The sequence below is a fragment of the Flavobacterium sp. Leaf359 genome (assembly GCF_001423985.1).
GTDB lineage: Bacteria > Bacteroidota > Bacteroidia > Flavobacteriales > Flavobacteriaceae > Flavobacterium > Flavobacterium lindanitolerans.
This window is the reverse complement of sequence record NZ_LMPW01000012.1, coordinates 127,478-140,435: the sequence shown is the minus strand read 5'-3', so window position 1 is coordinate 140,435 and position 12,958 is coordinate 127,478. Positions and strand designations below refer to the sequence as shown.

Here is a 12,958-nt window from a genome sequence, read left to right as displayed (position 1 = left end):
TTATTTAGGTTGGTTTAATAAAAAAGTCCCGGGTTTCCGGGACTTTTTTTATTGGTATTTTAATTATTGTAACATCTTTTTCAGGCCTTCAAAATCTAAAGTGTGTTTCTCACCCGTTATTAAATCTTTTACACTGTAGCTTCCGGTTGCAATTTCATTAGAACCTGCCATTACAGCAAAAGAAATCTGGCGTTTTTCGGCATATTTGAACTGCTTGTCTAATTTCGCCTTGTCAGGATACAATTCTACTTTTATGCCTTCATTTCTTAATCTTGTAATGGCCTGCATCGCATAAAAAGCTTCGGCCTCTCCATAGTTAAAAAAGATGGCTTTGGAAGTAGCCGTAACCGTTTGTGGAAAAAGCCCCAATTCTTCCAATACGAGATAGATTCTGTCAAGTCCGAAAGAAATCCCGACACCACTCACATTTTTCAATCCGAAGATTCCGGTCAGGTCATCATACCTGCCACCACCACCAATAGAACCCATGGCAACGGTTTTTGGAGCAGCTACTTCAAAAATAGCTCCTGTATAATAGTTCAATCCACGAGCGAGTGTAACATCCAAATCCAGATTTGATTTTTTCAAGCCTAACTTAGTCACCGTATCACAAATAAATTGCAACTCCGCTACTCCTTTTTTCCCTTCTTCAGACGACTGCAAAAGTTCTGAAAGCTTCTCAATCTTTTCTGCAATTGTTCCGGTAAACTGAAACAAAGGCTGGACCTTTTCGATAGCTTCGGGCGAAATTCCTTTTGCAAGCATTTCTTTTTTCACGCCCTCTTCGCCAATTTTATCCAGCTTATCCAAAGCCACGGTAAAATCAATAAGTTTATCGCTTGCACCAATAACTTCTGCAATACCGGACAAAACTTTTCTGTTGTTAATTTTTATGGTAACACCTTCCAGACCTAATTCGGTAAAAACTGCATCATACAACTGTACCAATTCCACTTCCTGCCATAAAGAAGTCGAACCAACCACATCGGCATCACATTGGTAAAATTCCCTGAAACGTCCTTTTTGCGGATTATCGGCTCTCCAAACAGGCTGAATCTGATACCTCTTAAACGGAAATTCTATCTCCGCCTGATGCTGTACAACATATCTGGCAAAAGGCACTGTCAGGTCATAACGCAATGCTTTTTCTGATAATGAATTGGAAAATTTGGCAAGATTATTTGCCTCCAAAGCTGCTAAATCCGCTTTTCTGACCTTATCGCCAGAATTTAAAATCTTAAAAATCAAACGGTCGCCTTCTTCTCCGTATTTTCCCATAAGGGTTTCAGAATTTTCAAAAGACGGCGTTTCAATAGGCTGATAGCCATATCGTTCAAAATTGGTTTTTATAATCTGGATAATATACTGTCGCTTCGAGACCTCGATTGGTGAAAAATCTCTGGTCCCTTTTGGAATTCCCGGTTTGGCCATTTTTTAGACTTCTTATATTGTAATTTAAACTTATGCAAATATCTTATTTTTATTTGGGATTTGGGAAAATAGAATCGGGTTTCAACTTCCCTCCCCGACTTTCGACTTTCAACCTTCCACTTTCAACCTTCGACTTTCGACTTTGGACTTACAACTTTCAACCTTCGACCAACAACTTTCGACTTTCAACTTGCAACTTTCGACTTAAAATTCATACTTTAGAGCCATAAAACGGAGACATGTTCAAACTGCTGAAAGAAAACGTGCATATCGCCATGGGTTCCATCCGAACCCAATTATTGCGTACCATCCTGACGGTACTTATTATAGCTATCGGAATCACGGCTTTGGTTGGAATCCTTACATTAGTATCTGCTTTGGAGAATACCATTAGCGGTAATTTTTCCTCTATGGGTTCCAATACGTTTTCCATGAGCCAATATGATTCATCGGCTCAAATCAACAGGAATAACAATACAGAAAAAGTCAACCCGATTATAAGTTATCCGCAGGCAAAAGCATTTCAGGAAAAATATTCCTATCCTTTTACTACAACCTCTTTGTCTTTTACGGCAACCTCAACTGCTGAAATCAAGTTTGAAAATAAAAAGACTGACCCGGATATTTCCGTTTTGGGTGTAGATGAAAATTTCCTGGTGAATTCAGGACTGGAGACACAAACCGGAAGAAATTTTACCGGTTTTGATATTCAAAACAACAATTATGTATGCATTGTGGGTTCCGATTTTTTAAAAGGAATTCTAAAAGACGTCAATCCAATTGATAAAGTACTTTCCATTCGGGGGGCTAAATTCAAGGTAATTGGAGTACTTAAAGAAAAAGGCTCCACCTTTGGAAACAGCCAGGATTTGCGCGTATTGATTCCAACCCAGATTGCACGTTCCCTGTTTACGGCACCCAACATCAATTATGACCTTAAAGTACTTGTAGGAAAAAAAGAATTATTGGATTCGGCTGTTGATGATGCCATTATTACCATGCGTAGAGTACGTAAACTGAATCCGGTTGAAGAGAATAATTTTGGAGTTACCAGAAGCGACGAACTTTTAGAAATGCTACGCTCCCAAACAGAAATTATGGGCTATGCCGCCTGGATTATTGGCATCATTACCATTTTTGGTTCCTCTATTGCCCTGATGAACATCATGATTGTTTCTGTGACTGAAAGAACGCGTGAAATTGGCGTTCGGAAAGCACTTGGAGCAAAACGTTCCACCATCGCCTTCCAGTTTTTCACAGAAAGTCTTGTTATTGGGCAAATTGGAGGTTTTGTTGGAATTTTTCTGGGAGTACTGATTGGCTATTTAATTTCTCTCGGTCTGAACTTTGAATTTGTTGCTCCGTGGATGGCAATCATCGCTGCTGTAATTATCAGCTTTATCGTCGCCTTATTCTCCGGACTCTACCCTGCCATTAAAGCAGCCTATCTGGACCCGATAGAAGCTTTAAGATACGAATAACAGTCTATTTTCTTCCGAAAATCATCCTGTCATTACCATAAATATCTTTTCTTAATTCGATTTCGTTAAAGTTTTTCGCTTCTAACAAATCAATCATTTCAGTCCCCAGGTATTGATTAATTTCAAAATACAGCGTTCCGTTTTCTTTTAGGTTGTTCTGTGCCAGTTCAGAAATCTTTCTGTAAAAAAGCAAGGCATCATCATCTTCCACAAACAAAGCCAGATGGGGTTCATACTCCAAAACATTTTTTTTGATTTCGTCCTTTTCAAGGTTTCTCACATAAGGCGGATTGGAAACAATAAGGTCAAAATTCTGTTCCAAATCTTCTGTTTTTAGTATATCCCTTTGCATAAAAACAACATTGACTTCATTAGTAAAGGCATTCTTTTTTGCCGTTTCTAAAGCTTTTTCAGAAACATCAATGGCAAAAACTTCAGCATCGGGAAGATTTTTCGCCAGTGAAATCGCTATACAGCCACTACCTGTTCCTATATCCAGAATTTTGATTTTTCCTTTGAATTCGTTCTTTTTGACAATCCATTCCACCAATTCTTCGGTTTCCGGCCTTGGTATTAATGTATTTTCATTGACTTCAAATTCGAGTCCGTAGAAATGGGCCTTACCCAAAATATATTGTATCGGAATTTCTTTTTCGAGCTTTTCCAAAACCAGATCCCACCTGCTTACTTCCTGGTCTGTAAAAACAAAATCAGGTTGCAACGCCAGGTCAATACGTTTCATTTGGTAAAAATCTTCTAAGAGGATATAGAAAAAACTTTCTGCTTCAAGCACATCATACAGAGGTGCCAGCTTTTGTATAAAACGATTCCGGTAATCTTTGGCTAACATTTTTGATTGGTTTTTGCAGATTTAGCAATCGAACTGGATAGCAATTTCAGCAACTTTTTTGACATTGCTTCCGGGTTCGGCTTTGGAAGAAAGGAACAAAATTACTCTTTCCTCTTCATAATCCCTATTGGCACCAAAAATAAAATCCAATTTGCCATCGCGGTCAATATCGCCTGCAAAAAGTAATTCAACAAAAGTATCATTAAAAGAAGGTTCCTGTAAAAGTAGCTTTTCGGGAGTATTTTTCGTGGAAATATACAATTTGTAGTTTTTCACATTCTGAAAAAGCTCTTCTTTCCCGTCATCATTAATCACTTTTTCAGATGCCAGCACTTCTCCTTCTCCTCTCAAAACATATTCCGTGCCATTAAAAGTAAGTGTTATTTTTTTGTTTGGCCAAATCTTATTCCTGTCCATTTTCAATGATTTGATTTCCCCTGATTTTAATTCCGGCAAGTCAATAAAAAGAAGCGTTTTTGTAGCAGAGTTGATAATTCTGGTAGAATCGCCTGCACATTCGTCATAGCCGTTTTCTATCTTAAAATCAGCTTTTCCCAGATAAAACCTGCCATTCTTCTCATACAAATCTGCCCAGTTTTTAGTCAAGGAAGTGGCCGGATTTTCATTCTCCCAGGTGCGATAACTTGTAGCCCTTAAAATATCAAAATCGTTTTTGAAATCAGCTTCATCAGCAGGCATCTCCACCGGAGTTTCTTTTTCTACCACCGGAACATTAACCGTATCAACGGTTTTTTCCTGTTCTACCACTTCTGCTTTCTTACAGGAAAACAATATAAAAAAGACGAAAAAAGGGAATAGTATTCTTTTCATTTTTCAGATTCTGGATTTCAAGCCCTAAAAATTTTAGCTTATTTTTGTTCCGTGAAGATACACGAAAAATACATATTACGATGCATTGAGCTTGCCAAAAACGGACTTGGAACAACTTATCCGAATCCTTTGGTAGGGAGCGTTATCGTATATGACAATAAAATCATAGGCGAAGGCTGGCACAAAAAAGCCGGAGAACCCCATGCCGAAGTCAATGCGGTCAATTCTGTAAAAGACAAATCACTGCTCGAAAAAGCAACCATTTACGTCAGCCTGGAACCCTGTAGCCATTTTGGAAAAACGCCTCCTTGTTGCGACCTGATTATACAGCAAAAGATCCCTAATATTGTCATAGGAACAATTGACCCTTTTGCAAAAGTATCCGGAAACGGAATCAGGAAACTCGAAGAAGCCGGCAGGAACGTAACGATTGGCATTTTGGAAAAGGAATGCAACGAACTGAACAAGCGTTTCTTTACATTTCACCAAAAGAAAAGGCCCTATATTATTTTAAAATGGGCTGAAAGCGCTGACGGTTTTTTAAGTCCGGACACCCGGGACGAACAAAAACCGGTATGGATTACCAATACCTATTCCCGACAATTAGTCCATAAATGGCGAACCGAAGAACAGGCCATTTTAGCAGGAACACAAACTGTATTGGACGATAATCCGAAGTTAAATTCCCGCGATTGGAAAGGCAATAACCCTATCCGAATTGTATTGGACAGAACCGGAAAAATCCCAAATCACTATGCCGTCAAAGACAATACGTCCAAAACGGTTATCATTACAGAACAGGAAAAAACGACAAATTCTGAAAATATTATTTTTGAAAATACTATCTTTGATAGTAGCCTCCCCGATTCTATTTTGAAAATTTTGCACAAGAACGATATTCAGTCCGTGATTATCGAAGGCGGCAAAATGACATTGCAAACTTTTATAGATGCAGGACTTTGGGATGAAGCCAGAGTCTTTAAAGGAGCCATTTCATTGGTTTCAGGAACGGCGGCTCCAAAATTTAAAGGAGAATTGATAGACAGGAAAAACATCCTGAATGACGAACTTTTAATTTTCAAAAGCCATGATTAATACAATAATTTTCGATTTTGGAGATATTTTTATCAATCTGGATTTCGAAGCCATGCAAAAGGCGTTGAAATCATTGGGATTAAAAGAGTGGACAGAAGAACTGGACAAATTGAACTATAAATTCGAAAAGGGAAACATCAAAGAAGAAGCTTTCCTGAAAGGAATCCAAAGCCATATTCCTAATGCTTCGCTGGAAGAAATCAAAAATGCCTGGAGCAAAGTGCTTTTGGATTTTCCCTTATACCGATTGGAATTTCTCCAAAAGCTCTCGCACAATTACCGTTTATTTTTGCTAAGCAATACCGATTCCATCCATGTGGAGCAATTTGAACATATTGTTGGCGAATCGTTCAGCCGGGATTTTTACCAATGCTTCGAGAAAGTTTATTTTTCGTTTGAAATCGGACAGCGCAAACCGGAACCGGAAGCCTTTAACTATATTATCAACAAACACGAATTATCACCCAAACGCACTTTATTTGTTGACGACCGGAAAGACAATACAGATGTTGCCGAAAGCCTCGGGTTTCAGGTATGGAACTTAAAAGTTGGCGAAGAAGATGTTGTAGATATGTTCGACAAAAAAATTATTTCATTATAAATCTTGGAAGTAAAAGATACTTACAGAACGCTTGATTTTCCTTCGGAAGAAGTCTTATACAAAGAAAAAAACAGCAAATTTTTCGGTTATGCATTCCCGATTTCCTCTGAAGAGGAAGCCAAAGAAATCCTGGACAGCCTGCGCAAGCAGCATCACTCTGCCAGACATTGGTGTTATGCGTTCCAGATTGGAACAGAAAAAATACATTTCAGGGCTAACGATGACGGCGAACCCAGCAATAGTGCCGGCATGCCCATTTACGGACAAATTCAATCGTTTGAAATCACAAACGTACTGGTTGTGGTTGTTCGTTATTTTGGAGGAATCAAATTGGGCGTTGGCGGATTGATTGTTGCCTACAGGGCTGCGGCACAAATGGCGCTGGAAGCTTCAGAAATTGTAGAAAAAACGATTGACATTCATTACCTGATTTCTTTTGACTACAAAAACATGAATAAGGTAATGCGGGTCATCAAGGAAAAAAATCTGGATATCGTTTCACAAAAAATGGAAATGAGCTGCGAGATTGAAATAAAAACCCGAAAAAAAAATGCCGAAATGGTATTCGACATTTTTTCTAATTTATATGAAATCGGCATCAAATTGAAAGAATAAATACCGATTTGATATTATTCTTCCTCAAGCGCTAAAAGCTTCTCAACAATATAGTCCGGAGGAAGTGTTGGACGTCCGGTTTTCATGTCAACAAATACTAACACCGAATTACCGATTGTTAATAACTCATTCTTTTCATTATAAATTTCGTAGTCGAATTCTATCTTGACAGACGTCTGGCTTTTAAAGATCGTTTTTACCCGAATCAGGTCGTCATATCGAGCCGGTTTTTTATAGTTCATAGAAAGTGAAACTACGGGAAGCATAATTCCGTTTTCTTCCATCCATTTATAAGAAACCCCTAGATTTCTGAGCCATTCCACACGCCCCATCTCAAAATATTGGGCATAATTTCCATGATAAACAACCCCCATTTGGTCCGTTTCAGCATAACGAACTCTTACTTTAAACTCATATTCCCGCATACCTTTTTTTGTAATTTAAATTTAAGGTTAAGTCAATGTATTTTTACTGTGTACTTACAACAATATTTTTACAAAATCAACATGTAATTAATTTTTTTTTACAGATTTTTGTCACATATTTGTTCTCCCAAAGAAGTTACGAAAGAGGCTCTTTTTCTTTTGTAGGAATAACTTTAAAAACATAATAATTTATCAGGATAATATGAACAAAACTGCGCAATCGGTATGGGAAAACTGTCTCTCTTTTATAAAGGACAACATTCAAGATCAGGCATACAAAACTTGGTTTGAACCTATTAAATCGGTTGAGCTAACAGACAATGCTTTATACATCCAGGTTCCTAGTAAATTCTTCTATGAATGGTTGGAGGAACACTATGTTAAATTATTAAAAGTTGCGTTGACAAAAGAACTTGGAAAAAACGCAAAGTTACTCTATAAAATTAAAATGGAAAACACTTATGGCAATAAACAACCGTTTACGGAACAATTGCCTAGTGCGCACCGCCAACCTGTAAAAGCACAGGATGTTGATGTTCCGTTACAAAATAAAAATCCTGAACTGAAGAATCCTTTTGTTATTCCGGGAATCAGGAACGTCAAAATCGAATCCCAGCTGAATGCCAATTATAGTTTTGACAACTTTCTGGAAGGTGATTCCAACCGATTGGCCCGTTCAGCAGGTATGGCCGTTGCCAATAAACCAGGCGGTACTTCCTTTAATCCTTTGTTGATTTTTGGCGGCGTTGGTTTGGGTAAAACCCACCTGGCACACGCAATAGGTGTCGAAATAAAAGACAAATACCCTGAAAAAACCGTACTATATATTTCTGCCGAAATATTCACGCAGCAGTATATTGATTCCGTAAAGAAAAATACGCGTAACGATTTCATCCATTTTTACCAATTAATAGATGTACTTATTATTGACGACGTACAGTTCTTATCCGGAAAAACAGGAACACAGGATGTATTTTTCCATATATTCAATTACCTGCACCAAAACGGAAAACAGGTAATCCTTACTTCTGACAAGGCTCCTGTTGATATGCAGGATATTGAGCAAAGATTGCTTTCCCGTTTTAAATGGGGACTTTCTGCAGAATTGCATCAGCCGGATTACGAAACAAGAATTTCCATCTTAAAGAACATCCTTTATCGTGATGGAGTTGAAGTTCCGGAAGAAATCATAGAATATGTTGCCCGAAACATCAAGACAAACGTACGCGAACTCGAAGGAGCTATCATTTCATTGATTGCACAATCTTCTTTCAACAAAAAAGAAGTAACCCTGGATCTTGCCAAGCAGATTGTAGAAAAATTCGTGAAAAACGTAAAACGCGAAATCTCAATCGACTATATCCAAAAAGTCGTGTCGGATTATTTCCAGCTAGATTTGGATATGCTTCAATCAAAAACAAGAAAGCGACATGTGGTACAGGCAAGACAGCTGGCCATGTTCTTTGCTAAAAAATACACCAAAGCTTCTTTGGCCAATATTGGCTCACAAATTGGAGACCGTGACCACGCAACCGTGCTTCACGCGTGCAAAACTGTTGACAACCTGGTTTCAACAGACAAGCAGTTCAAAAAATTTGTAGACGATATCAACAAGAAATTATCTTTATAAGAATCCGGAAACTTCCCGAAGCCTGAATTCTGATAACTGACATCTTTTAAAATTATGCCCGTAAAAATATTGATGGTCTGTCTCGGAAACATCTGCCGTTCACCATTGGCAGAAGGAATCCTGCAGTCCAAACTTCCGCGTGACAGGTTTGTTGTAGATTCTGCAGGTACCGGTGACTGGCATATAGGCAGGCAACCCGATTCCCGATCGATAGCCATAGCCAAATCAAACGGACTCGATATTTCAAGACAAAGAGGAAGACTGTTTACCGCCACAGATTTTGAGACCAACGATTATATTTTTGTAATGGACAATTCCAATTATAAGGATGTGATGCGTTTGGCTCCGAATGCAGAAGCAAAATCAAAAGTCAGCCTGATTCTTAACGAACTTTTCCCGGGTGAAAATGTAGATGTTCCGGATCCTTATTTTGGATTGGAAGACGGATTTTCAAATGTTTATGGAATGTTGGACGAAGTTTGTGAAATCATAGCCGATAAACTCAAAGCAAAACACCAATGAAAGTCTTAGGAAAACTATACCTGATTCCGACCACGCTTGGCGAAAGCGACCCGATGGACGTATTGCCGCAAACCGTGAAAAGAGCCATTGATTTCATTGACTACTATATTGTCGAAAACGAAAAAACAGCCCGAAAATCCATAAAAGCTATACACCCTGAAAAAAAACAGCCGGATTTAAAAATAAGCCTGCTTAACAAACATACTGACAGTCGCGAATACGAACAGATGATTAAACCCTGCCTGCAAGGAATTAATGTAGGATTAATGTCTGAAGCCGGATGTCCCGGAGTTGCAGACCCGGGTGCTGTAATCGTCAAGATTGCACATGAAAGAGGAATTCAGGTTGTGCCGTTAGTAGGCCCTTCCTCCATCCTATTGGCTCTTATGGGTTCGGGAATGAACGGACAGAGCTTTGCCTTTAACGGCTATCTCCCTATTGACAAGTCAGAAAAAAAATCGGCTTTAAAAAGCCTGGAAAAACTGTCGTACGACAAAAACCAGTCACAGCTTTTTATAGAAACACCTTACAGAAATAACAAACTTCTGGAAGACCTGCTCCAGACATTGCAAGGCAACACCTTATTATGCATTGCGTGCGATATTACGTTACCTACTGAGTACATTAGGACCCTGAGGGTAGCCGACTGGAAAAAGACAAAAACAGACCTGCATAACAGACCTTGCATTTTTATCATCCACAAAATCAATTAGAAAATTATTAGCATAAAAAAAGGAAGACTTTCGTCTTCCTTTTTTATTTTCTGTAAGCTTTTAATTCAGCTTCACCTTTGCATTCATATTAGGAATGATATGCGAAGTGTCATAGCCACCAAACAGCTTAAAATAACTCTTCATTGAGGTACCAAAACCATCTTTAAATTTGCGTTTGCCATTGCTGTGCAGATAATTCTTTACAGAACCGGCCCCACCTAAATGTGCCGCTGCCAGAATTCCGGATTCGGTAATTTTCACACCATTGATAATCTTTCCTTCAAATTTTTCAATTTCAGCAGACAATTGTGCCTTGTTGATGGACAATAGCGCCTTGAAAGCTTTTTCCTGAAGTCTCGGATTGTTTAAGAATTCGCTTCGGCTTTTAATCCCGATAGAACGCAGAGCCGACATACCAAACTGGTATTTGCCCATGTATCCAAAAGGATTCACTAATTTGTATTGGCCTTGAGATTCTCGGATAGCTATGGCTTGTTTAAAGCCGGTGTACGATTTCCCGGTGTAAGGGAGTTCCAGGTTGACATATTGGCTTTCATCCAGTGTAGGAACGGTGCTAATGATTTCTTCATCATCCCCTACATAAAACCAAGAGTCTTTTTCAGATTCTTTAGAGGTAAACCCTAATGTAATGAACGCAACGGACAGTATCAGTCCGCCAAAAAAATAATACTTTCTTAACATAAATTTGATTTCTCAAGCGCTGTCACCATCTTGAAATTTCTACGCGGCAAATATACAACAAATAATATTAATCTGAAAATCAGCCTGTTAATGTTTTCTAAAAATAGATAAAGTGCCACTTTATACCGCCTAACTCCCTGAATTCTATAGTTGGTGCAGGAATTTTTACAGAATTAAAAACAGAGAAAAGCGTCTTTAAAAAATGTGAATTGGTATTAATTTTTGTCAAATCAACGTCAAGACTAAGATAAAATTGGCGCGTTCTTTCCTTTTCGGGTAGGAAAATCGTATTGACCAATTCGTCATTTGCCGTAATCATTCCTTCGCCTCCATAGCCAACAGCCACATTGAGCCATTTTGGGATTTTTGATTCCTTAAAAAAAGAATGGATATTGGCTGAAAGCCAGTAGGTCTGGCCGTTATAATCTTTTAGAATTTCTTCAGAAAAAGAAGCGCCCAACACTTCCGGTCTTGCCTTGGCATAAGGAGTCCTGTGAAAAGAAAACTTAGGAACAATTCGCTGTTCGTTCCAAAGCAGTTCCTGCGACACATATAACAAAGTTCCCGAGGCATTTGCCGCAGCATCACCCCAGGAAAATCCCCATTCAGAAGAATAGCCGTCAAGGACTTCCACGGCGGTCAGGAAAACAAAACCTGTGGTGGCTCCGTAAATTAGCTGGTCCTTTTTTGAAACCCCACTCCAGTTCAGAAGTTCTGCCCCAAAACGGCCAATATGATAAGAAGAATAGACATGCCCGGCTTTGTCCATCTGAAGCCAGGAAGCATTGTCATTTTTGAAATGGAAGCCGGATTTGTCGTAATCATTGTACCACAATTGGCTCAATCCGACTAAGGCTCCGGTTATGGCTACACCTTCCGAAATAACAACGGCATTTCTTCGCGGTATATTTAAACTATCAGATGGCCTGAGAAAATCCTGAAATTGATTTTGCGCCAGGCCATCTGTAAATAGCAGCAAGAATAAAAAATATAATGCGCTATGATATTTCAAAACTATCTTTTGATTCCTTGTTTGTTCACCCAGGCTACATATTTCTGACGGTTTACCTCATGCTGAGCAGGTGTCACTGCAAATTCATGATAACCAAAATTAGTAACGCTTGCACAGAAATAGATGTAATTGTGTTTTTCCGGATTCAATACGGCATCAATTGCTGACACGTCAGGCATAGCAATAGGTCCTGGAGGCAACCCAAAATTTCGGTAGGTATTGTATGGCGATACCGTTTCAAGGTCTTTATACAAAACTCTTTTTATGACACGGTTAAAATCATTGGCTTCTTTTTTCACGGCATAGATAACCGTAGGGTCCGCTTCCAGTTTTATTCCTGATTTTAATCGGTTTAGGTAAACACCCGCTACTCTTGGTCTTTCGTCTGTCTTTACCGTTTCCTTATGCACGATTGATGCCAAAGTAGAAACTTCCAATGGTGTAAGATTTTGGGCTTCAGCTTTTGCCTTTCTTTCATCATTCCAGAAAGCACGGTATTCTTTTGCCATCCTGTCACGGAATTTCTCTGCAGAAGTATTCCAGAAAAATTCATACGAATTAGGGATAAACATACTCAGTACATTTTCTTCCGTAAATCCGTTTTCATCCAAAAATGCCTTGTCTGTAAAAGCTTTCATCAGAGAAGTACTGTCCGCTTCAATCTGCGAACCGATTCTTCCCGCAAAATCCTCCAGTCTTTCCTGGTTATTGAATGCCAGTTTTACCGGAAGGCTTATACGTAACGAATTGATGATATCATTATTATTCATTCCTTTTTTCAAAAGAAATTTACCCGGTTTTACATTAGTAATGTATGATTTCTTTTCTGCAACCATCCTGAAGTTATCCAGATTTTCAACATAGGGTGCTACAATTTTTTCTGCAGTTTCATAATTTGCATCTGTCGGAATATAGACATACACCTCTTTTTCTGAGAAATTGGTATTGGCAGAAAAGATTTTTCTGTACAACATATAACCATAGACAGATAATGCCAGCACTAAAAGCACTGAAAATATGGCAACGATTTTTTTAATTTTCACGTAATAC

Annotated in this window: 14 protein-coding genes; 7 read left to right on the top strand and 7 right to left on the bottom strand. The window is 38.7% G+C overall.

Features of this window, described 5'->3' with window-relative positions:
• Window positions 1-63: 63 nt before the first annotated feature.
• Complete coding sequence (gene hisS, locus ASG38_RS08945; RefSeq protein ID WP_056069425.1) at window positions 64-1,431, bottom strand: histidine--tRNA ligase; 1,368 nt, start codon at window positions 1,429-1,431, stop codon at window positions 64-66.
• 239 nt (window positions 1,432-1,670) lie between these two features.
• Between hisS and ASG38_RS08940 the strand changes: the two genes are divergently transcribed.
• Window positions 1,671-2,912, top strand: a complete 1,242-nt coding sequence (locus tag ASG38_RS08940; RefSeq protein ID WP_056069422.1) for an ABC transporter permease — start codon at window positions 1,671-1,673, stop codon at window positions 2,910-2,912.
• A 4-nt stretch (window positions 2,913-2,916) separates the two neighbouring features.
• On the opposite strand, the gene prmC is transcribed toward ASG38_RS08940, so the two are convergent.
• Complete coding sequence (gene prmC / locus ASG38_RS08935) at window positions 2,917-3,762, bottom strand: peptide chain release factor N(5)-glutamine methyltransferase (RefSeq protein ID WP_056069419.1); 846 nt, start codon at window positions 3,760-3,762, stop codon at window positions 2,917-2,919.
• 21 nt (window positions 3,763-3,783) lie between these two features.
• Window positions 3,784-4,593, bottom strand: coding sequence for a hypothetical protein (locus ASG38_RS08930; RefSeq protein ID WP_056069416.1), 810 nt, complete (start codon window positions 4,591-4,593; stop codon window positions 3,784-3,786).
• Between the two features lie 51 nt (window positions 4,594-4,644).
• Between ASG38_RS08930 and ribD the strand changes: the two genes are divergently transcribed.
• The 3 genes from ribD to ASG38_RS08915 are packed head-to-tail and all read left to right on the top strand — an operon-like array spanning window position 4,645 to window position 6,904.
• Window positions 4,645-5,688: a bifunctional diaminohydroxyphosphoribosylaminopyrimidine deaminase/5-amino-6-(5-phosphoribosylamino)uracil reductase RibD gene (gene ribD, locus ASG38_RS08925; RefSeq protein WP_056069412.1), complete on the top strand. Its 1,044-nt coding sequence runs from the start codon at window positions 4,645-4,647 to the stop codon at window positions 5,686-5,688.
• Window positions 5,681-6,289 (top strand): HAD family phosphatase, encoded by a 609-nt coding sequence (locus ASG38_RS08920; RefSeq protein WP_056069409.1) that lies wholly within the window; start codon window positions 5,681-5,683, stop codon window positions 6,287-6,289. The genes ribD and ASG38_RS08920 overlap by 8 nt, the downstream gene beginning before the upstream one ends.
• 3 nt (window positions 6,290-6,292) lie before the next feature.
• Window positions 6,293-6,904, top strand: coding sequence for a YigZ family protein (locus tag ASG38_RS08915; protein WP_056069406.1), 612 nt, complete (start codon window positions 6,293-6,295; stop codon window positions 6,902-6,904).
• Window positions 6,905-6,918: 14 nt separating this feature from the next.
• On the opposite strand, the gene ASG38_RS08910 is transcribed toward ASG38_RS08915, so the two are convergent.
• Window positions 6,919-7,329 carry a thioesterase family protein gene (locus ASG38_RS08910; protein ID WP_056069402.1) on the bottom strand — a complete coding sequence of 137 codons (411 nt, stop codon included), beginning with the start codon at window positions 7,327-7,329 and terminating at the stop codon, window positions 6,919-6,921.
• A gap of 202 nt (window positions 7,330-7,531) precedes the next feature.
• Between ASG38_RS08910 and dnaA the strand changes: the two genes are divergently transcribed.
• Genes dnaA through ASG38_RS08895 form a run of 3 tightly spaced genes read left to right on the top strand, consistent with a single transcriptional unit; the run spans window position 7,532 to window position 10,194 of the window.
• Window positions 7,532-8,959, top strand: coding sequence for a chromosomal replication initiator protein DnaA (gene dnaA, locus ASG38_RS08905; protein WP_056069399.1), 1,428 nt, complete (start codon window positions 7,532-7,534; stop codon window positions 8,957-8,959).
• Between the two features lie 54 nt (window positions 8,960-9,013).
• Window positions 9,014-9,481: a low molecular weight protein-tyrosine-phosphatase gene (locus ASG38_RS08900; protein ID WP_056069396.1), complete on the top strand. Its 468-nt coding sequence runs from the start codon at window positions 9,014-9,016 to the stop codon at window positions 9,479-9,481.
• A complete protein-coding gene (locus ASG38_RS08895) occupies window positions 9,478-10,194 on the top strand; it encodes an SAM-dependent methyltransferase (protein WP_056069394.1) in 717 nt (238 codons plus the stop codon). Before ASG38_RS08900 ends, ASG38_RS08895 begins: the two co-directional genes overlap by 4 nt.
• Before the next feature lie 60 nt (window positions 10,195-10,254).
• On the opposite strand, the gene ASG38_RS08890 is transcribed toward ASG38_RS08895, so the two are convergent.
• The 3 genes from ASG38_RS08890 to mltG all read right to left on the bottom strand — a co-directional run bounded on the left by ASG38_RS08890 (window position 10,255) and on the right by mltG (window position 12,951).
• Window positions 10,255-10,896, bottom strand: coding sequence for a hypothetical protein (locus ASG38_RS08890; RefSeq protein WP_056069389.1), 642 nt, complete (start codon window positions 10,894-10,896; stop codon window positions 10,255-10,257).
• A 97-nt stretch (window positions 10,897-10,993) separates the two neighbouring features.
• Window positions 10,994-11,875, bottom strand: coding sequence for a DUF2279 domain-containing protein (locus ASG38_RS08885; protein ID WP_056069386.1), 882 nt, complete (start codon window positions 11,873-11,875; stop codon window positions 10,994-10,996).
• Between the two features lie 35 nt (window positions 11,876-11,910).
• Complete coding sequence (gene mltG / locus ASG38_RS08880) at window positions 11,911-12,951, bottom strand: endolytic transglycosylase MltG (protein ID WP_056069383.1); 1,041 nt, start codon at window positions 12,949-12,951, stop codon at window positions 11,911-11,913.
• Window positions 12,952-12,958 lie beyond the last annotated feature (7 nt).

Excerpts from the sequence above, each read along its gene's own strand:
- hisS (WP_056069425.1), bottom strand. The coding sequence starts at position 1,431 with ATGGCCAAACCGGGAATTCCAAAAGGGACCAGAGATTTTTCACCAATC.
- ASG38_RS08940 (WP_056069422.1), top strand. The coding sequence starts at position 1,671 with ATGTTCAAACTGCTGAAAGAAAACGTGCATATCGCCATGGGTTCCATC.
- prmC (WP_056069419.1), bottom strand. The coding sequence starts at position 3,762 with ATGTTAGCCAAAGATTACCGGAATCGTTTTATACAAAAGCTGGCACCT.
- ASG38_RS08930 (WP_056069416.1), bottom strand. The coding sequence starts at position 4,593 with ATGAAAAGAATACTATTCCCTTTTTTCGTCTTTTTTATATTGTTTTCC.
- ASG38_RS08920 (WP_056069409.1), top strand. The coding sequence starts at position 5,681 with ATGATTAATACAATAATTTTCGATTTTGGAGATATTTTTATCAATCTG.
- ASG38_RS08910 (WP_056069402.1), bottom strand. The coding sequence starts at position 7,329 with ATGCGGGAATATGAGTTTAAAGTAAGAGTTCGTTATGCTGAAACGGAC.
- dnaA (WP_056069399.1), top strand. The coding sequence starts at position 7,532 with ATGAACAAAACTGCGCAATCGGTATGGGAAAACTGTCTCTCTTTTATA.
- ASG38_RS08900 (WP_056069396.1), top strand. The coding sequence starts at position 9,014 with ATGCCCGTAAAAATATTGATGGTCTGTCTCGGAAACATCTGCCGTTCA.
- ASG38_RS08895 (WP_056069394.1), top strand. The coding sequence starts at position 9,478 with ATGAAAGTCTTAGGAAAACTATACCTGATTCCGACCACGCTTGGCGAA.
- ASG38_RS08890 (WP_056069389.1), bottom strand. The coding sequence starts at position 10,896 with ATGTTAAGAAAGTATTATTTTTTTGGCGGACTGATACTGTCCGTTGCG.